At 67.7% G+C, this 16,774-nt stretch carries 16 protein-coding genes and 1 tRNA gene; 10 read left to right on the top strand and 7 right to left on the bottom strand.

The window, feature by feature from the left end:
• Positions 1 to 13: 13 nt before the first annotated feature.
• A complete protein-coding gene (locus ACQP00_RS51025; RefSeq protein ID WP_433211704.1) occupies positions 14 to 1,276 on the bottom strand; it encodes an acetyl-CoA C-acetyltransferase in 1,263 nt (420 codons plus the stop codon).
• A 92-nt stretch (positions 1,277 to 1,368) separates the two neighbouring features.
• On the opposite strand from ACQP00_RS51025, the gene ACQP00_RS51020 reads away from it, so the two are divergent.
• Genes ACQP00_RS51020 through ACQP00_RS51000 form a run of 5 tightly spaced genes read left to right on the top strand, consistent with a single transcriptional unit; the run spans position 1,369 to position 7,377 of the window.
• On the top strand, positions 1,369 to 2,685 hold the full coding sequence (locus ACQP00_RS51020; RefSeq protein WP_433211701.1) for a 3-oxoacyl-ACP reductase: 1,317 nt from the start codon (positions 1,369 to 1,371) through the stop codon (positions 2,683 to 2,685).
• The gene (locus ACQP00_RS51015; RefSeq protein ID WP_433211698.1) at positions 2,685 to 3,563 is read left to right on the top strand and encodes a MaoC family dehydratase; all 879 of its coding nucleotides are present in this window, start codon (positions 2,685 to 2,687) and stop codon (positions 3,561 to 3,563) included. The genes ACQP00_RS51020 and ACQP00_RS51015 overlap by 1 nt, the downstream gene beginning before the upstream one ends.
• A gap of 4 nt (positions 3,564 to 3,567) precedes the next feature.
• Positions 3,568 to 5,787: a hypothetical protein gene (locus ACQP00_RS51010; RefSeq protein WP_433211695.1), complete on the top strand. Its 2,220-nt coding sequence runs from the start codon at positions 3,568 to 3,570 to the stop codon at positions 5,785 to 5,787.
• 19 nt (positions 5,788 to 5,806) lie between these two features.
• Positions 5,807 to 6,979 (top strand): dTDP-4-amino-4,6-dideoxygalactose transaminase, encoded by a 1,173-nt coding sequence (rffA, locus tag ACQP00_RS51005; protein ID WP_433211692.1) that lies wholly within the window; start codon positions 5,807 to 5,809, stop codon positions 6,977 to 6,979.
• Positions 6,976 to 7,377: a GtrA family protein gene (locus tag ACQP00_RS51000; protein WP_433211689.1), complete on the top strand. Its 402-nt coding sequence runs from the start codon at positions 6,976 to 6,978 to the stop codon at positions 7,375 to 7,377. Before rffA ends, ACQP00_RS51000 begins: the two co-directional genes overlap by 4 nt.
• Before the next feature lie 22 nt (positions 7,378 to 7,399).
• Here ACQP00_RS51000 and ACQP00_RS50995 read toward each other — a convergent pair whose 3' ends face one another.
• Entirely contained in the window at positions 7,400 to 9,058 is a 1,659-nt protein-coding gene (locus ACQP00_RS50995; RefSeq protein ID WP_433211686.1) for a DUF262 domain-containing protein, read from the bottom strand.
• Positions 9,059 to 9,678: 620 nt separating this feature from the next.
• A tRNA-Ser gene (locus tag ACQP00_RS50990) sits at positions 9,679 to 9,766 on the bottom strand.
• 183 nt (positions 9,767 to 9,949) lie between these two features.
• Here ACQP00_RS50990 and ACQP00_RS50985 point away from each other — a divergent pair.
• Together ACQP00_RS50985 and ACQP00_RS50980 are read left to right on the top strand one after the other, a co-directional pair.
• Positions 9,950 to 10,582: a hypothetical protein gene (locus tag ACQP00_RS50985; RefSeq protein WP_433211684.1), complete on the top strand. Its 633-nt coding sequence runs from the start codon at positions 9,950 to 9,952 to the stop codon at positions 10,580 to 10,582.
• Positions 10,583 to 10,589: 7 nt separating this feature from the next.
• Complete coding sequence (locus tag ACQP00_RS50980) at positions 10,590 to 11,546, top strand: NAD(P)H-quinone oxidoreductase (RefSeq protein WP_433211681.1); 957 nt, start codon at positions 10,590 to 10,592, stop codon at positions 11,544 to 11,546.
• Here ACQP00_RS50980 and soxR read toward each other — a convergent pair.
• Together soxR and ACQP00_RS50970 are read right to left on the bottom strand one after the other, a co-directional pair.
• Entirely contained in the window at positions 11,527 to 12,012 is a 486-nt protein-coding gene (soxR, locus tag ACQP00_RS50975) for a redox-sensitive transcriptional activator SoxR (RefSeq protein ID WP_433211679.1), read from the bottom strand. The genes ACQP00_RS50980 and soxR overlap by 20 nt on opposite strands.
• Complete coding sequence (locus ACQP00_RS50970) at positions 11,955 to 12,662, bottom strand: glycosyltransferase family 2 protein (RefSeq protein ID WP_433211676.1); 708 nt, start codon at positions 12,660 to 12,662, stop codon at positions 11,955 to 11,957. Before ACQP00_RS50970 ends, soxR begins: the two co-directional genes overlap by 58 nt.
• Positions 12,663 to 12,763: 101 nt before the next feature.
• Between ACQP00_RS50970 and ACQP00_RS50965 the strand changes: the two genes are divergently transcribed.
• Positions 12,764 to 13,153 carry a PPOX class F420-dependent oxidoreductase gene (locus ACQP00_RS50965; protein ID WP_433211673.1) on the top strand — a complete coding sequence of 130 codons (390 nt, stop codon included), beginning with the start codon at positions 12,764 to 12,766 and terminating at the stop codon, positions 13,151 to 13,153.
• 111 nt (positions 13,154 to 13,264) lie between these two features.
• Here the strand turns inward: ACQP00_RS50965 and ACQP00_RS50960 are convergent, their stop codons facing one another.
• Complete coding sequence (locus ACQP00_RS50960; RefSeq protein WP_223099768.1) at positions 13,265 to 13,474, bottom strand: BldC family transcriptional regulator; 210 nt, start codon at positions 13,472 to 13,474, stop codon at positions 13,265 to 13,267.
• A 502-nt stretch (positions 13,475 to 13,976) separates the two neighbouring features.
• Complete coding sequence (locus ACQP00_RS50955) at positions 13,977 to 14,816, bottom strand: hypothetical protein (protein ID WP_433211670.1); 840 nt, start codon at positions 14,814 to 14,816, stop codon at positions 13,977 to 13,979.
• Positions 14,817 to 14,959: 143 nt separating this feature from the next.
• Between ACQP00_RS50955 and ACQP00_RS50950 the strand changes: the two genes are divergently transcribed.
• Both ACQP00_RS50950 and ACQP00_RS50945 read left to right on the top strand, forming a co-directional pair.
• Positions 14,960 to 16,018: a Glu/Leu/Phe/Val dehydrogenase dimerization domain-containing protein gene (locus ACQP00_RS50950; protein ID WP_433211667.1), complete on the top strand. Its 1,059-nt coding sequence runs from the start codon at positions 14,960 to 14,962 to the stop codon at positions 16,016 to 16,018.
• A 230-nt stretch (positions 16,019 to 16,248) separates the two neighbouring features.
• The gene (locus tag ACQP00_RS50945; RefSeq protein WP_433211664.1) at positions 16,249 to 16,473 is read left to right on the top strand and encodes a DUF3073 domain-containing protein; all 225 of its coding nucleotides are present in this window, start codon (positions 16,249 to 16,251) and stop codon (positions 16,471 to 16,473) included.
• The last annotated feature ends 301 nt before the right edge of the window (positions 16,474 to 16,774 follow it).

The raw sequence follows: 16,774 nt of genomic DNA, 5'->3' as shown, positions 1-16,774 counted from the left end.
GCCCGGGCCGCAATCAGCGCGACAAGATTGCCGTGACCCCCTGGCCGCCCGCCGCGCAGATCGAGATGAGCCCGCGCCCCGCGCCCCGTTCGGCCAGCAGCTTGGCCAGCGTGGCGACGATCCGGCCGCCGGTCGCGGCGAACGGGTGCCCGGCGGCCAGCGAGGAGCCGTTGACGTTGAGCTTGGCCCGGTCGATCACCCCGAGCGACTTCTCCCAGGCCTTGAGCGTGGCGAGCACCTGGGACGCGAACGCCTCGTGGATCTCGTAGAAGTCGAAGTCCTGCAGGGTGAGCCCGGCGCGCTCCAGCAGCCGCGGCACTGCGTAGGTCGGGGCCATGAGCAGGCCGTCCGCGCCGCTGACGAAGTCCACGGCGGCGGTTTCGGCTGTCTCGAAGTACGCGAGGACGGGCAGTTTCTTGGCTTTGGCCCATTCCTCCGAGGCCAGCAGCACCACCGCCGCGCCGTCGGTCAGCGGCGTCGAGTTGCCGGCCGTCATGGTGGCGTCCGGGCCCTTGCCATAGACCGGCTTGAGCTTGGCCAGCTTCTCCAGCGACGTGTCCGGGCGCAGGTTCTGGTCGCGGGACAGCCCGAGGTACGGCGTGACCAGGTCGTCGAAGAACCCCCGCTCGTACGCGGCGGCGAGGTTGCGGTGCGAGGCCAGCGCCAGCTCGTCCTGCTCCTCGCGGCCGATCGCGAACTCGGCGGCGGTCAGCGCGGCGTGCTCGCCCATCGACAGCCCGGTGCGCGGCTCGGCGTTGCGCGGGATGTCGGGCCGCAGCTGCGTCGGGCGGAACTTGCTCACCGCGCGCAGCCGGGCCCCGAGCGAGCGGGACCGGTTGAGCTCCATCATGATCCGCCGGGCGTCCTCGTTCACGCCCAGCGGCGCGTCGGAGGTGGTGTCGACCCCGCCGGCGATGCCCGCCTCGATCTGGCCCAGGGCGATCTTGTTGGCCACCAGCGTGACCGCCTCCAGGCCGGTACCGCACGCCTGCTGCACGTCGTACGCCGGAGTCCGCGGGTCGAGCCGCGAGCCGAGCACGGATTCCCGCGTCAGGTTGAAATCGCGGCTGTGTTTGAGCACCGCACCGGCGGCGACCTCGCCCAGCCGCTCACCCGCCAGGCCCAAGCGGGCCACGAGCCCGTCTATGGCGGCGGTCAGCATGTCCTGGTTTGATGCAGTGGCGTATGTGCTGCCCGAGCGGGCGAAGGGGATGCGGTTGCCGCCGACGACCGCGACCCGGACAGGGGTTTGCGAGGGGCGATTCGAGGGGGCCATCGAAGTCTCCTTCTCGACGGGGCAGGGCATCCTGGCGTTACCCTACTCGTGAGTAGGTTAGCGTGCGGAGTTGTGACTGGGGAGGCACCGCAATGACCGATCGCTACGCGTCCTTCGCCCACTCGGGCGCCGGGAGGTTCCTGGTCAGACGCCTCGGCCTGCCGGACCCGCCCAAGCTGCGCCGCTACGAGCCGGGCAACGAGTTCGGCCCGGTCACCCTCGGTGGCGACGGCCGCCTGATCGAGCCGACCCGGCACATCCTCGACAAGCTGCCGACCGCCGGGCGCGGCTCCGAGGAGCGGGTCGCCGCGCTGGTCTTCGACGCCAGCGGCATCACGGACAGCGCCGGCCTGCGCGCCCTCTACGACTTCTTCCACCCGGTGATCCGCTCGCTGCGCCCGGCCGGCCGGGTGATCGTCCTGGGCACCCCGCCGGAGCTGTGCACGAGCGCCCGCGAGGCGACCGCCCAGCGCGCCCTCGAGGGGTTCGTGCGCTCGGTCGGCAAGGAGATCGGCCGGGGTTCGACCGCTCAGCTCGTGTACGTGGCGCCGGGCGCGGAGGAGGCCACCGAGTCCACCCTGCGATTCCTCCTGTCGGGGCGGTCGGCGTACGTCTCCGGGCAGGTCATCCGGGTCGGGCCGGCGGCCGTCGACGTGCCCGACGACTGGGACCGCCCGCTGGTCGGCAAGACCGCCATCGTCACCGGCGCCGCCCGCGGCATCGGCGCGGCGATCGCCCAGGTCCTCACCCGCGAGGGCGCCCACGTCGTCTGCCTCGACGTGCCGGCCGCCGGCGAGGACCTCTCGGCCGTGGCCAACGAGCTCAAGGGCACCGCGCTGCAGCTGGACCTCACCGCCGAGGACGCGCCGCGCCGGCTCGCCGACTTCATCGCCACCCGCCACGTGCACGCGGACGTCTTCGTGCACAACGCGGGCATCACCCGGGACAAGACGCTCGGGCGGATGGACGAGGGGCAGTGGTCGTCGGTACTCGAGGTCAACCTCGGCAGCCAGGAGCGCATCAACGACGTGCTGCTGGCCGAGAACCTCCTGGGCGGCAACGGCCGGATCGTCTCCGTCTCCTCGGTCTCGGGCATCGCCGGCAACCGCGGCCAGACCAACTACGCCACCTCCAAGGCCGGCGTGATCGGCCTGGTCCAGTCCTGCGCGGGCGCGGTGGCCGAGCGCGGCCTCACGATCAACGCGGTGGCGCCGGGGTTCATCGAGACCAAGATGACCGCCGCGATGCCGATGTTCGTGCGCGAGGGCGGCCGCCGGCTCAACAGCCTGTCCCAGGGCGGGCTGCCGGTCGACGTGGCCGAGACGATCGCCTGGCTCGCCCACCCGGCGTCCGGCGGGGTCAACGGCAACGTCGTGCGCGTGTGCGGGCAGAGCCTGCTGGGGGCCTGATGGAGACGACGGTGCTCGCCGCCCCGCCTCGTTTGTTCCCGTTGTACCGCGCGGCGGCCCTACGCCGGCCGCACGGCTCCACGCTGCCGGAGCGGGCGCTGCGCCTCGATGGGGTGACGATCGATCGGGGGCACCTGGCGGCTTACGACCGGGTCTGCGGTTTTCGCCTGCGCGACGAGCTGCCGGCGACCTACGTGCACGTGCTGGCGTTTCCGATGACGCTGTCGCTCATGACGGCCGCCGATTTTCCGTTTCCGGCGCTGGGTCTCGTGCACGTGGCGAACACCATCGAGGTGCTCCGGCCGCTGACGTCCTCGGACACGTTTTCCTTGTCGGTACAGGCCGAGGCGCTCCGCCCGCACGCGCGCGGCACGCAGCTCGATCTCGTGGCGACCGCTTCGATCGACGATTCGCCCGTGTGGCGCGGGCGGTCGACGTACTTGCGCCGCAATTCCGACAAATCTGTCAGATCGGTCAGGTCCGTTTCCTCGGCCGCGGAGCCGCCGCCTCCCGCGTCCGCGGTCTGGAAGGTGCCGCGGCGCACGGGGAACGACTACGCGGCCGTGTCCGGCGATCGCAATCCGATCCACACCAGCCGCTTGATGGCCCGGGCGTTCGGGTTCAAGCGCACGATCGCGCACGGGATGTGGACCAAGGCGCGGTGCCTGGCCCAGCTCGAGGGTCGCCTTCCGGAGACGTTCTCCGTCTCGGTGGCCTTCAAGCTGCCGATGTTGCTGCCCGCGACCGTCGAGTTCTCCGGAGCCTTCTCCGGGGGCTCGGACGAGTTCGCGGTACACGATCGAAGGACAGGAAAGCCCCACCTCGCCGGCGCGATCGTTGAACTTGATCGTGCAGACCCTGTCGAGGGCGCCCGCTGAGCCCATGAACGCGGCGCCCCCGAGGGCCGTCGTCGTCGCGGGCCGGTTCGCGGGCCCCGCCCTGTTGCTCGTGGCCACGTTCGCGGTGCTGTGGTTCTACCGCGTGCCGCCGCTGAGCACGGCGATCTTCGTGCTCTATCTCGCGCTCGGCGTCACGCTCCCGGGCACCCTCTGGTGGCGTCTGCTGCGCGGCGGACCCGGCTGGCTCGTGGCGGATGCGGCTTCGGGGCTCGTCCTCGGGTACATCGGCGAGGTCTTCTGCTATGTGCTGGCCCGGCTGATCGGCGCTCCTCTGCTCGTGCTGGTCTTCCCGCTCGCCACCGTGGCCCTCTTCGCCGCGGTGCCCACCCTCCGCCGGCACCTCCGCGGGGCTTCGGACGCGGAGCGCCCCCCGGCGGCGTGGCGGTGGATCATGACCGGGCTGGCCGGCCTGACCTTGGTCTGGAGCATCAAGTTCTTCCGCGTCTACGGCCTGAGCTACCCCTCCAACGCCTCCCCCGACACCGACAGCCCGTTCCACCTCGCGCTGGTCGGCGAGGCGAAGCACCACATGCCGATGACGATCCCGTGGATTCAGGGCGAGCCGCTGCTCTACCACTGGTTCGTCTATCCCGAACTGGCCGCGACCAGCTGGGTCACCGGCATTGAACCGAACGTACTCCTGCTCCGCCTCGCCCTGCTGCCGATGCTCATGGCGTTCCCGGTCCTGATCGCCCTCCTGGCCCGCCGCGTCCTGGGCGACTGGTGGAAAGCGGCGGCCGCGAGCGCGGCAACGCTGCTGGTCCTGGCCCCGAACCCGTACCAGTGGCAATTGAACGCCTTCTATCGCGACCTCGCCTTCAGCGGCTTCGACGACGGTGCGTACTTGCGTCAGACAGCCTGGACCGGTCCCACCCAGACGTTCGGCGCCCTGCTGTTCGTGCCCGTCATGCTCGTCCTGGTCGACCTGCTGCAGGGCCGGGCGGGGCGGCGTCAGTGGGTGCTGTTCGCGGTCCTGCTGGCCGGCGTGACCGGCGGCAAGGCCACGTACCTGCCGTTGCTGGCGGCGGGCCTGGCCCTGCTCGTGCTGGTGCGCCGCTGGCACCGCCAGGCGCTGCTGGCGCTGGGCTTCGTGGTGACGGCGATCGTGATCGCGCAGCTGGTCCTGTTCGGCGCGAGCAGCCAGGGCACGCGCCTGGCGCCGCTGACCGACGTGGCCACGGGCGGCATCGGCGTGACGACGGGCTTCAGCGCCGGCCGGGTGTGGTGGAAACTGCTGCTCCTGGCTGGCCTGACCCTGCTCTGCTGGGCCGCGATGTGGTCGGGCGTGGCGCTGGCCCGCTCGTGGAACGCCGCGATGATCGTCATGGCGGGGATCGGCATCGCCGGGATGGCGGCCACGATGCTGCTGGGCCAGGACGGCGACAGCCAGCGGTACTTCCTGGAGTCGGCGCGGCCGTACTTGTGCGTCCTCGCGGTGGCCGGTCTGGCGCGCTGGCGGGTCCTCTTGTTCTCGGCCGCCGCCGGCGTGGTGATCATCCAGGTCGTGCAGGCCGTTGGACGGCATGACATTCCGCGGAACGGGTCTGTGGTTCCGCTGGTCGTGCCCTATGTCTTGCTGGGAGCCGTGCTCGCGGGCTCGCTGTTGATCTCGAAATATCCGCCGCTCCGCGACAGATATTTCGGACATTTCATGATTTTGGGGTTGCTCGCGGGATTTTGCGTAAACACCAGCGTCCAGCACTTTGTGCTCATCGCGCAAGAGTCCAGGCAGGGCGGCCTGCGGGACGTGGTGCGCAGCCCGCGGTACGTCAGCGCCGGCACCCTCGAGGCCGGCCGCTGGCTGCGCGATCACTCGTCCGCCGACGACCTGGTGGCGACGAATGCGCACTGCCTGACGTACCAGGGACGGTGCAGCAATCTGCACTTCTCGATGACCGCGTACTCCGAGCGCCGGATGCTCGTCGAGGGCTGGGGCTTCACGACGACCGCCCACGACCGCGCGGCGGCGACGGGCGAGTGGGTCGGCGCGGTCCCGTACTGGAAGCCGGAAGTATTGGCCGCCAACGACGCCGTCTTCGCCGATCCAAGCGTGGCAAATGTGGACGTTCTTCGCGATCGCTACCGAGTCCGGTGGCTGTTCGTTGATGAATCGCAGAGCAGCGTTTCGCCACGACTTGCGACCTTTGCGAAGTTCCGCTTCCGAGCGGGGGTCTGCGTGGTGTACGAGCTGCCCCGTCCCTGACGTTAGGTAGGCGCCGCCAGTGAAAGCGACGAAGCAACTCGCCGTCCCGTTCAACAAGGGTTACCTGACCGGTGCCGAGAGCGGCTACATGCAACAGGCGATGGCGAACGGCCCGATGACCGGCGACGGCCCCTTCACCAAACGCGCCAACCAGCTCCTGAACCAGATCATCGGCGCCCAGCACACCCTGCTCACCACGTCGTGCACGCATGCCCTGGACATGACGGCGCTGCTGCTCGACCTGGGCCCCGGCGACGAGGTCATCCTGCCGTCGTTCACCTTCTGCTCCACCGCGAACGCCTACGCCCTGCGCGGCGCCCGCCCGGTCTTCGTCGACTGCCGCCCCGACACCCTGAACATCGACGAGCGCCTGATCGAGCAGGCCATCACGGACCGCACCCGCGCCATCGTGGTGGTCCACTACGCCGGCGTGGCCGCCGAGATGGACGCCATCACGGCCCTGGCGAAGCGTTTCGGTCTGGTCGTGATCGAGGACAACGCCCACGGCCTGGGCGGCACGTACCGCGGCCGCAATTTGGGCTCGATCGGCGCCCTGGCCACCCAGAGCTTCCACGAGACCAAGAACATCCACTGCGGCGAGGGCGGCGCCCTGATCCTCAACGACGACCGCTTCTACGACCGAGCCGAGATCATCCGCGAAAAGGGCACCAACCGAGGCCAGTTCTTCCGCGGCATGGTTGACAAGTACCGATGGATGGACCTGGGCAGCTCGTACCTCCCGTCAGACCTGCTGGCCGCGTTCCTGACCGCCCAGCTGGAGCACTTCGGCGAAATCCAACGCCGCCGCATGCACGTCTGGACGAGCTACCACAACCGCCTGGCCACGTGGGCGGTGGAGCACGGCGTCATCCAGCCCACGGTCCCCGAGGACAGGACCCACCCAGCGCACTTGTACTACCTGCTGCTCCCAGACCTGGAAACCCGCTCGGCCATGCTGAGCCACCTCCTGGAGCAGGGCGTGCTCGGCACGTTCCACTACCAGCCCCTGCATCTCGCCCCGGCCGGCCAGCGCTACGGCCGCACCCTGGGCTGCCCGGTCACGGAGGACGTGGCCGACCGCCTGCTGCGCCTGCCCGTCTACGCCGGCATGAACGACGACGACATCGACCTGGTCGTACACGCAGTCGAGTCCTACCGCCCGATCCGCCGCCCGGTGTCCTGCCCCAAGTGACCACCACGGTTGAACGAGTCCTGTCCGACCGCCGCGTCAGGTACGTGGCAGTCGGCGGGTTCTCCTCGGCGGTGTACTACGCACTGTTCACCGCGATCTACCTGACGACCCGCGACCACCTCCACTACTTGGCCATCCCGATCCTGGCCAACTTCGGCTGCGCCCTGGCCACGTACCCGCTCCAACGCCGCTGGGTCTTCCAGTCGTCGGGGCCGGTGGTTTCCGGCTTCCTGAAGTTCTACGTGATCTGCTTGTGGGCCTTGGCCTTCACGTACGCGGGCCTACCGCTGCTGGTCGAGCTGGCCGGCGTGCCCGTGCTGATCGCCCAGGCCGTGCTGATCGTGACGGCCCCGCTGATCAACTACCAGCTGAGCAAGTTCTGGGCCTTCCGCCGCTGAGGTAGAACATCAACGTCGGATCTCACGGGTTCTGCAGCACGATGCTCGCGAAATCCTCCGTTCGCTTCCGGATAATTTCGGGCGTCCAACTGGAGTAGCTCAGGACTTGGACGCTTCGAGGGAAATCGGAAACACGGCTCTGAAGGTAGGTCACCTTCTTCTCTTCGAACTCCCTCCGGCCCGCGGCCGAATTCTTACTCTTGCTGAGTAGGACCAGGTTGCCCGCACTGTCGACGAGCTCCTGGCGCTCCGCGTCCGTGAAATTCGTCGTCCAGAGGCCGCCGGGCTTCGGGTTCTGCGGCAACACATGTTCGATCGAGCGAACCTGGAAATGATGCGGATGGTCGAGTTCGCTGGTGACGATCTCGGCGCGGACCAGCAGATACTTAGCATGTCCGGCTCCATAGAAGTTCGGAGCACGGCATGCTTCATAGATTTTACTCAGGTCGACCTCGATGCCGTCCATTACCTCGGCGGGTGCGGTCGCACCGTCGATTGACTTCAGAATGGCCGTGTAGGTGCTGTAACGTTCGTCCTTGCGCACGCCTTGTACCCAGTGGTCGAGATAAACCTTCTCGATGCGCAGCAAGAAGTTGTAGAGATCGGCACCTCCAAACTTGTCTGCGAACAGCAGGAGGCAGGCCTTCCATTCGTTTGCGGGAAAGTGGTCGATCATTGCGGTCAAAAGCGTTCGCCATTCGACATGCGGGGCGTTCGGCTGGTCAAGGTAGTCCTTGTCAACAAAGAGTCGATCGTAGAGATCTACGTACTTCTTGAGATCATCCATGAAGGCGGCGCCCGATTTCGGCAGCCCGTCCTTGCCGAGGATTCGATTCACGAACTCCGTGTGAAGGTCCGTGGCCGGCTTGTCCTTGACGTAAATAAGACGAAGTAGGTGGAACATGTCCTCGAACCTGTCTTCGCCCAACTGGGCCTCTAGGTCCTCCCACTGGTGGGCATATTTCACCCTGGCGTCAGCATTGGGAATCCACCTCGGATCGAGGTTGTGCGCCTTCAGCACGTCAATACGGCGTAGCTGCTTGCCACGGTCGTTCACCACGGTGAAGAGCCGGAAGGCGTCCTCGAACGAGTCTGTCGCGAGGTAGATGAGCGTGCACGACTTGTTCACGAAGATTGCGAACTTCTTCAAATCGTCTTTAGACAGGCTGGTCAGCTTGTCGCGGAACGTCTTGCGCGCATCTTCATAACGCTTCCCGGTCGCCGTCCCCTGACTCAAGGGAGTCAGGGGGTTGATCGTGCCGTTCTCCGCGCCGATCAGGAGATTGAAGAAGGCTTGGTCCTTCACCTGCAGTCGCAGCTTCGCGGGGATGCCTTCAAGTGTGTTTTCGGGTTGAAAGATCTTCGCGTGCAACTCGTTCGCCAGCTTGTGCTCATTGATTGCACCAAGCGCATCCCTGACGCAGGCCAGCAGAATGCAGAGAGCGGTCAACCGTTGTTGGCCATCAACGACGTCGTATTCGGACCCGTGCTGCTTATGGAGCACCAGGGTCCCGAGGAAGTAAGGCTCTTGCCAGCTCGCGCTGACGAGGTCGTCAACGAGGTTGAAGAAATCTTCCCGGTCCCACATAAACGGCCGCTGATACTCAGGAATTCTGAAGAAGAAGTCTTGGGAGAAGAGCTTGGCGATCGGGTACATGTTGCTCTCGAGCTGCTTTGTCACGGTGGGCCTCGAACCGTCTGGAGGGGCGGACTGTGCGGGACCTTCGACCTTAATTTGTTTCGCGTCGATGCGACAGGCCTCATCCGGCTGGAAAGCCCGGCTACGCTAATGGCCATATGAAGATATGGTGGACTGCGACGATCTCGCATCGCAACAGGTTCCGCACAACGAGCGGGACGTGCCGATTCGCGTCAGGGCGCTGAGATAGCGATGTTCTTCTCAACGGCTATTGGGAGCATCCAAGGCATGTAGTGGCGCCAGGTCGCCGCTGCCGCCTCCAATGGACGCGCGGTCGGACCACATTCCGGGCCGCCCACATCGATAGCCGGTCGCCGGCCCCGTCCGCCACACCAGGCGACACTCGGAGCGTTCACCGAGCGGCGATGCACCAGGGAGGCCGAAGGGGGTGGCTCGGAAGCCAGGCCGTTTCGTCACGGGTGGGTCGTCGGATGGTCCATGGCTCGCTGTGGCTCTGCCTTGCGAGGTGGCTGTCTATGTCAGCGGATCCCGTTTGAGGCTCTCGACTACCGCCGACCACGCCATCATGCGGCGAGCGAGCCAGCCCGGGTCGGTGCGAGATGCACTGTGAAGCATTCGCATTCATCAGCAGACGCACGGAGCGGAGGGCGTGGGATTCGAACCCACGGAGACGCGGAACGCCTCACCGGTTTTCAAGACCGGCGCCATCGGCCACTAGGCGAGCCCTCCAGCGGAACGACGCTAAGTGTGCCAGATCCCAGCGCGCCCGTGGGGAGTCACCCACGTGAGGGACGCCGTTCGGGCGAACGCGGGCCGGTGAACCCCCGACCAGGGTGTGGCAAACGCGCACGAACAGGGGATGACCTGCGCAGACTCGATCTAAGCAGGGCTTCCGACGGGGGGAATGGGACCGTGCACCTCTTCTTCAACGATCCTCGGGACGAGTTCGTCACCAAGCATCGCCGAATCGCCAAGCCCTCGCTCGCGGCGCTTGTCGTCGGTGGGGTGGGGGTGGCGGCGCTCGGGGTCATCGTAGGCGCGGCCGGGTACGACGACGTGCGTGTGCCCACCAGGACGGAAGCGGAGGCCGGCGGGTTTGCCCTCCCGGTGGCTACGCCGGGGGAGACCAGAACGGCCGGGCCGCTCGGGATGAGTACCGTGCCCGCCGCGCCCGTGCCGATTCTCGATCTCGGAGCGGCGGTGCCGACCGTTGCGTCTCCGCCGCCGTCGGTTCCGGCCAGAAACATGGCGAAAAATGCCGATCCAGTACGTGTGGAGCGGAGCACCCCCATGCCCGCGCAGACCACGCCGGCGGCCGCGCCTACCACCGAGGTTCCAGTAGTGGTGGAGACGCCGCCGGTTGTGGCGGAGCCGGTGGTCGAGGACCCGCCGGAAGAAGAGCCGGACAACCACGTCGGTCGGCACCGCTGGCACCAGCAAGACCAGCAGAACCAGCAAGACGACCAAGGGGACCAGCGCGATCAGTGGAGTCCGTTCCAGAACCGGGACGGCCGCCAGTGGGGGCCTTGGTGGGAGCGGCGATGATGGACCCGTGCATGCGATCACGATTGAACGCCCCGGTGGTCCCGAAGCGCTCCGCTGGACCGAAGTGCCCGATCCCGAGCCGGCGGCCGGTGAGGTCCTGATCGAGGTGGCCGCGGCCGGTGTCAATCGCGCCGACGCGTTGCAGCGGCAGGGGAATTATCCGCCGCCCAAGGATGCGCCGCCGTACCTCGGGCTGGAGGTTTCCGGGCGGATCAAGGCGATCGGCGACGGGGTGCACGGCTGGCACCTGGGGCAGGAAGTCTGCGCGCTGCTCGGGGGTGGCGGGTACGCCGAGCTCGTGAACGTCCCGGCCGGGCAGGTGCTGCCGGTGCCCAGGAATGTCGGGCTCGTCGACGCGGCTGGATTGCCCGAAGTGGCCGCCACGGTGTTTTCGAACGTGGTGGACGTGGCTCGGCTCAAGCCGGGGGAGACGCTGCTCGTGCACGGGGGCGGGAGTGGGATCGGGACTTTCGCGGTACAACTGGGAAAGGCTCTTGGGGCTGAGGTTGTTGCCACGGCGCGGGCGGCGAAGCGGGAGCGGCTGCTCGAGCTCGGCGCTGATCGCGTGATTGATTATCAGGCGGCCGATTTTGCCAAGGAGGTGCGCGCCGATGTCGTGCTCGACATCATGGGCGGGGCGTATCTCAAGCAGAACGTCGAGGTCCTCAAGACGAATGGGCGCCTTGTGGTGATCGGCATGCAGGGTGGGCGCCGCGGGGAGCTGGACCTCGGGCAGCTGCTGGCGAAACGCGCGCTCGTGGCCGGGACGACGCTGCGTGCGCGACCGGCTTCAGAAAAGGCGGCAATTGTACGGGGCGTGCGCGAAGAAGTATGGCCGCTGCTCGATGAGGGAATGATCCGGCCCGTGATCGACCGGCGGTTCCCGATGGCGGAGGCGGCCGCGGCGCATCGCGTGCTGGAAACGAACGAGCACTTCGGGAAGCTCATTCTTGAACGGACGTGAGAATTACCGGGCCCGGGCCCTTGCCGGCCAGGCGGTCGTCGGTGTTCGCGAGCGCGCAGCTCTTGAGGGACAGGCAGCCGCAGCCGATGCAGCCGGTGAGCGTGTCGCGCAGGCGTTCGAGCAGCTTGATCTGCTCGTCGAGGTGCGAGCGCCAGCCGGAGGAGAGCCGGGCCCAGTCCGCCTTCGTCGGCGTACGGTTCGCCGGCAGCGAGGCCAGCGCCTCCTTGATGGTTTCCAGGGGCACGCCGACCTGCGCCGAGATGCGGATGAACGCGACCCGGCGCAGTTGTGAGCGCTCGTACCGGCGCTGGTTGCCGCCGGTGCGGGTGGCCTGGATCAGGCCGAGCTTCTCGTAGAACCGCAGCGCGGACGGGGCCACGCCGCTGCGGGCGGAGAGCTCGCCAATGGTCAGGAGGTCCCGATCGTGCGGGACGGCTTGCGCATGCGTTCGCGCGACAGGATCCACAGCGCCTCGACGCCGTCCTTCCAGGTGATCTTCTTGCCCTCTTCGCGGGTGCGGGCGCGGTAGCTGATCGGCACCTCGTAGGGGCGGTGCCGGTTGCGCAGCAGCTTGCCGGTCACCTCGGCCTCCATGCCGAAGCCGGCCGAGCGCACCTGGAGCGAGCGGTACAGCGAGACGGGCATCAGCTTGAAGCACGTCTCCAGATCGCCGAGGTAGCAGTTGTACAGCATGTTCGCGGCGGTCGTGACGGCCTTGTTGCCCATCACGTACCAGTACGAGAAGGAGCTGTGCGAGCCGAAGGTGCGATTGCCGTAGACGACCGTCGCCCGGCCGTCGAGCACCGGCTCGAGCAGCTTCGGGATGTCCTGCGGGTCGTACTCCAGGTCGGCGTCCAGGATGACCATGTAGTCGCCGGCCGCGTGCTCGACCGCCGTCTTGATGGCCGCGCCCTTGCCCTTGTTGCGCGGGTGGACGATCACGCGCAGTCGCTCGTCGGTCAGCCCGTTGAGGATCTCGGCCGTCCGGTCCCGGCTGCCGTCGTCGACGATCACCAATTCGATGTCGGTCGGGTAATCCACGTCCAACGCCTGCTTCACGGCGTCGGCCACGCGGACTTCCTCGTTGTAGACCGGCATCAGGATCGACAGCTTCATCACGATCTCCGTGGGCGTTTGGCTGGACCATCAGAGTAACTGCCCGTCACCCTGGCGTGTGACCCTCCCGCGGAGGAGGGCGCGCTCGTACCTTGTGTCGTATGACGAACGCATCCGCCTCGGTGGAACGGTTGGGCGAGGAACAGTATCTCCTGGTGACGACGTTCCGCCGGGACGGTACACCAGTGCCGACCCCGGTGTGGGCGGCCCGCGACGGCGACGCACTGATGGTGTGGACGGCGGCCGGATCCGGCAAGGTCAAACGCATCCGCCGCGACGGCACCGTGACCGTCGCGCCGTGCACGGTCCGGGGCAAGCCGACCGGCGAGCCGGTGCCCGCGCACGCGACCGTGCTCGGTCCTGAGGGCGGGCCGGTGGTGCGCGAGCTGATCAAGCGTAAATACGGCCTGCTGGGCCGGGTGTACGTCTGGTTCAGCGTCCGCCGCCGCGGCGCCGACGGCACCGTGGGTATCCGGATCACGCTGACCTGATCGGCTGAAAAAGCAACGCGCTCGGATCACCGGGGGGTGACGATCCGAGCGCGTTGCGGTAAGAAGTCGTGTCGTTTTGGCGATGGCGGTCGACCGGGGGTACTGTCGGCGTCAGTCGCCAGTCCGCTGCGTGGGAATCTGGCCCTGGAGCAGGGCCCGCACCTCCGACTCCCGGTAGCGACGGTGACCGCCCAGCGTCCGAATGGCGCTCAGCTTGCCCGCCTTCGCCCAACGGGTGACGGTCTTCGGGTCGACGCGGAACATCGACGCGACCTCAGCCGGCGTTAGCAACGGCTCAGGTTCATGCGTGCGAGATGGCATCGGTCACTCCTCCACAGGTACCCAGGAACGCCGGCCGGGGTCCCGCCGGTCGACGCGTTTCCTATGGTCCGGGTAGTCCCCGATGTCCGACATGGGCCGAACGGCTGAAGGTCCCTGTATGGACGGATGATGAATAAGTGAATTTTCCGATTTTGACACCGCAAAACCGGATAAATTCGGACTCATTTTGACGGAGGGTGAGCGATCAACCACGAATCTAGCTCACTCTCCGGGGTGACGGCTAGCCCACAAACACTCCCGTATTCGGCATAACGGACACCAACGAGGTGCGATTCGGTTGCGGAGGGTGACACCCGTTCGGGTGGGTGACGAATCGGGCATTTAGCGCCGTCAAAATCTTGGCCCAGAGCAAGAACCAGAGTGGTCCGCGCTACCGGTAGCACCCGGTGCGGTGTTGAGGGGGTGTGGGTGGAGCGAAGCTCCCCCACTGTTCTTCAGGACATCGAGGGGTGAACGAAAGCGCCAGGAAGACCGTCTGCCGCTAGTTGCAGCGCTCCAGCAGCTGCACGGAGCGCCAGCGCTCGACGAGCTTCTCGTACACCTCGGTCGCGGCATCCGCATCGCCGCGCGCCACGTTCGACAGCCCCGCCGACACCAGGCCGGGCGAGTCGTCGGCCGCCAGCGCCTCATCGGACATCAGGCTGACCAGGCCGCCGTAGTCGAGCTCCACGATCGAGCGCGAGTGGAACTCCTCCAGCCAGCGCGCGGTCTCCTCCACGGCGACCGTGATCGGCGCGTCGCCCATCGCCCGGCGCAGGACCGCATAGGCGCGGTGGGCGCGGCGGCGGGCCTTGGAGATCTCGGTGCGGTACCGCAGCACGCGCCGCCCGGGACGCAGCGACAGCTCACGCTCCTCCAGGTCGACGAACACGAACCAGCGCAGTGGCACGCCCCACGTGGCGACCTGCTCGTGGACCCGCGGCAGACCACGCTCGAGCACGTGGTCCCCGCTGCGCCAGTCGTCGACGATGGTCTGGGCGAGGCCGGCGAGCACTGGAGGTACGAACGCATCGGCGATGACGCTGGGAACGCCGTCGCGGGCGGTCAGCGCCGCCTCCGCCACCCGGATGCGCAGGTTCCACGGGCAGACGAGCAGCGTGTCGTCGGCCTCGAGGACGTAGGCCTCCTCGGGCAGGGCGGGCAGCCGGGTCCAGCCGGCGCCGAGCGCCTCCATCACCGCGCTGCGCTGGCGCACCGGACCGTCGGACAGCGCGACCGCGCGGCCCTCCTTGACGTAGCGACGCCAGTACAGCTGGTGGTCGCGGTCGAAGGCGGCCAGCGGCTCGTACACCCGCAGGTATGACGCGAAGAGCGACGGCACGGCCCGATCGTCGCACGAAACGGCCGAACGACGCGAAGGCGCCCTGGAACCGGCTTCCGTGTGTCGGCGTTAGGGTCGACTCACCGCACTTCGTGCGCGGACCCGTCTCACGAGGACGGGCCGCCGTCGCCCCGGGAGCATCCATGGCCGTCTTCACCAGCCACCACGAACAGGTCGTGTTCTGCCACGACCACCAGTCCGGCCTGCGGGCCATCATCGCCGTGTACTCCACCGCGCTCGGACCGGCGCTGGGTGGCACGCGCTTCTACCCGTACGCATCGGAGGACGAGGCCCTGCACGACGTGCTGGAACTCTCGCGCGGGATGGCGTACAAGAACGCCCTGGCGGGTCTCGACCTCGGCGGCGGCAAGGCCGTCATCTGGGGAGATCCGGACAAGGACAAGAGCGAAGCCCTTCTGCGCGCGTACGGCCGGTTCGTGCAGTCCCTCGGGGGGCGCTACTACACGGCGTGCGACGTGGGCACGTATGTGCAGGACATGGACATCGTGGCCAAGGAGACCCGGTTCGTCACCGGCCGCTCCGAGTCCCACGGCGGCGCGGGCGACTCGTCGGTGCTCACCGCCTACGGGGTCTTCCAGGGCATGCGGGCCGCGGCCGAGCACCGCTGGGGCACCCCGACCCTCGCCGGGCGCCGGGTCGGCATCGCGGGGCTGGGCAAGGTCGGCAAGCACCTGACCAAGCACCTGCTCGAGGACGGCGCCTCGGTGGTCGCCACCGACGTGTCGGAGCGGGCGCGGGACTGGGCGAGCGCGACGTACCCCCAGGTGGATCTCGTCGAGAGCAACGAGGAGCTGATCGCGTCGGCAATCGACGTGTACGCCCCGTGCGCGCTCGGCGGCGCCCTCAACGATGACACCGTCCCCCTCCTGCGCGCCAAGATCGTCGCGGGGGCGGCCAACAACCAGCTGGCCCACCCCGGCATCGAGAAGCTGCTGGCCGAGCGGGACGTGCTGTACGCCCCGGACTACGTGGTGAACTCGGGCGGGGTCATCCAGGTGGCCGACGAGATCGAGGGCTTCAACTTCGCCCGGGCGAAGGAACGTGCGGGACGGATCTACGACACCACCAAGCAGATCCTGGAGCTTGCTTCGGCCGAGGGCGTGCCGCCGGCGCTGGCCGCCGACCGGCTCGCCGAACGGCGGATGGCCGATGTCGGCAGGCTCCGTACCATCTTGGTGTAACCATGCGCGGGGGCTCGTGACGGACGTGACGACCCGACGACCACGGTGGTGCTTACCCGCCGGTTACCCGACCGGTCCGGTCGGGTAAGCAACGCCACCGAAATGGTCGGTAGGGGCGAGATGCCGAAAGGTGCCCGCGACATGTACCGTAAGAGCCACGAGAGATGCCTGACGTTGTCGGGGCCTGCCGGTAATGGCTGCCCCGTAATTCTGTGCGAGGGGGTCGAGCCATGGGGCGCGGCCGTGCGAAGGCCAAGCAGACTAGGGTGGCCAGGGAGTTGAAATATCACTCACCTAACACCGACCTCGAAGCGTTGCAGCGCGAGCTCGCGGCGGGTAGCCCTAAGTCAAGCGACGACTACGCCGAGTATGACGGAGTCGACGAAGAGGCTGACGACGAGGACGACTACGACAACCCCTCCAGCGACAGTGATTGGCGCTCACGGGGTCGTTGACCATCGTGCGTCCAGTCTGGCCCGACCTGGCTTTCGCCGTGGTCGGCTGGGCTGAGGCGTCACCCGGCACGCGGGCACGTGGACGACCACGTGCCCGAGTCGTGTCCACAGCACCCGCACGGCTGGTCGTTCTCTCGACGGCCCGCCATGTGGGTGTCTCGGCGTAGCCATCGCCCGGGTCTGCTTCCCACCTGACTCCGGCGCGGGGCGACGACCTCCACCTCCCGAGACGGTGCATCGGTGCGCCGCCTGCTGTGTGGTGCGGAGTTCGGCCGAGACCCCTTACACCCCAGTTCGGCCT

The organism is Dactylosporangium sp. CS-047395 (genome assembly GCF_050942185.1).
Taxonomy (GTDB): Bacteria; Actinomycetota; Actinomycetes; order Mycobacteriales; family Micromonosporaceae; genus Dactylosporangium.
Note: the sequence above shows the minus strand (reverse complement) of the source record. Positions and strands in the feature narration are given on the sequence as shown.

Bases quoted from the DNA above. Each gene is read 5' to 3' on its own strand.
- ACQP00_RS51025 (WP_433211704.1), bottom strand. From the start codon at position 1,276: ATGGCCCCCTCGAATCGCCCCTCGCAAACCCCTGTCCGGGTCGCGGTC.
- ACQP00_RS51020 (WP_433211701.1), top strand. From the start codon at position 1,369: ATGACCGATCGCTACGCGTCCTTCGCCCACTCGGGCGCCGGGAGGTTC.
- ACQP00_RS51015 (WP_433211698.1), top strand. From the start codon at position 2,685: ATGGAGACGACGGTGCTCGCCGCCCCGCCTCGTTTGTTCCCGTTGTAC.
- ACQP00_RS51010 (WP_433211695.1), top strand. From the start codon at position 3,568: ATGAACGCGGCGCCCCCGAGGGCCGTCGTCGTCGCGGGCCGGTTCGCG.
- ACQP00_RS50970 (WP_433211676.1), bottom strand. From the start codon at position 12,662: ATGAAGCTGTCGATCCTGATGCCGGTCTACAACGAGGAAGTCCGCGTG.
- ACQP00_RS50965 (WP_433211673.1), top strand. From the start codon at position 12,764: ATGACGAACGCATCCGCCTCGGTGGAACGGTTGGGCGAGGAACAGTAT.
- ACQP00_RS50960 (WP_223099768.1), bottom strand. From the start codon at position 13,474: ATGCCATCTCGCACGCATGAACCTGAGCCGTTGCTAACGCCGGCTGAG.
- ACQP00_RS50950 (WP_433211667.1), top strand. From the start codon at position 14,960: ATGGCCGTCTTCACCAGCCACCACGAACAGGTCGTGTTCTGCCACGAC.
- ACQP00_RS50945 (WP_433211664.1), top strand. From the start codon at position 16,249: ATGGGGCGCGGCCGTGCGAAGGCCAAGCAGACTAGGGTGGCCAGGGAG.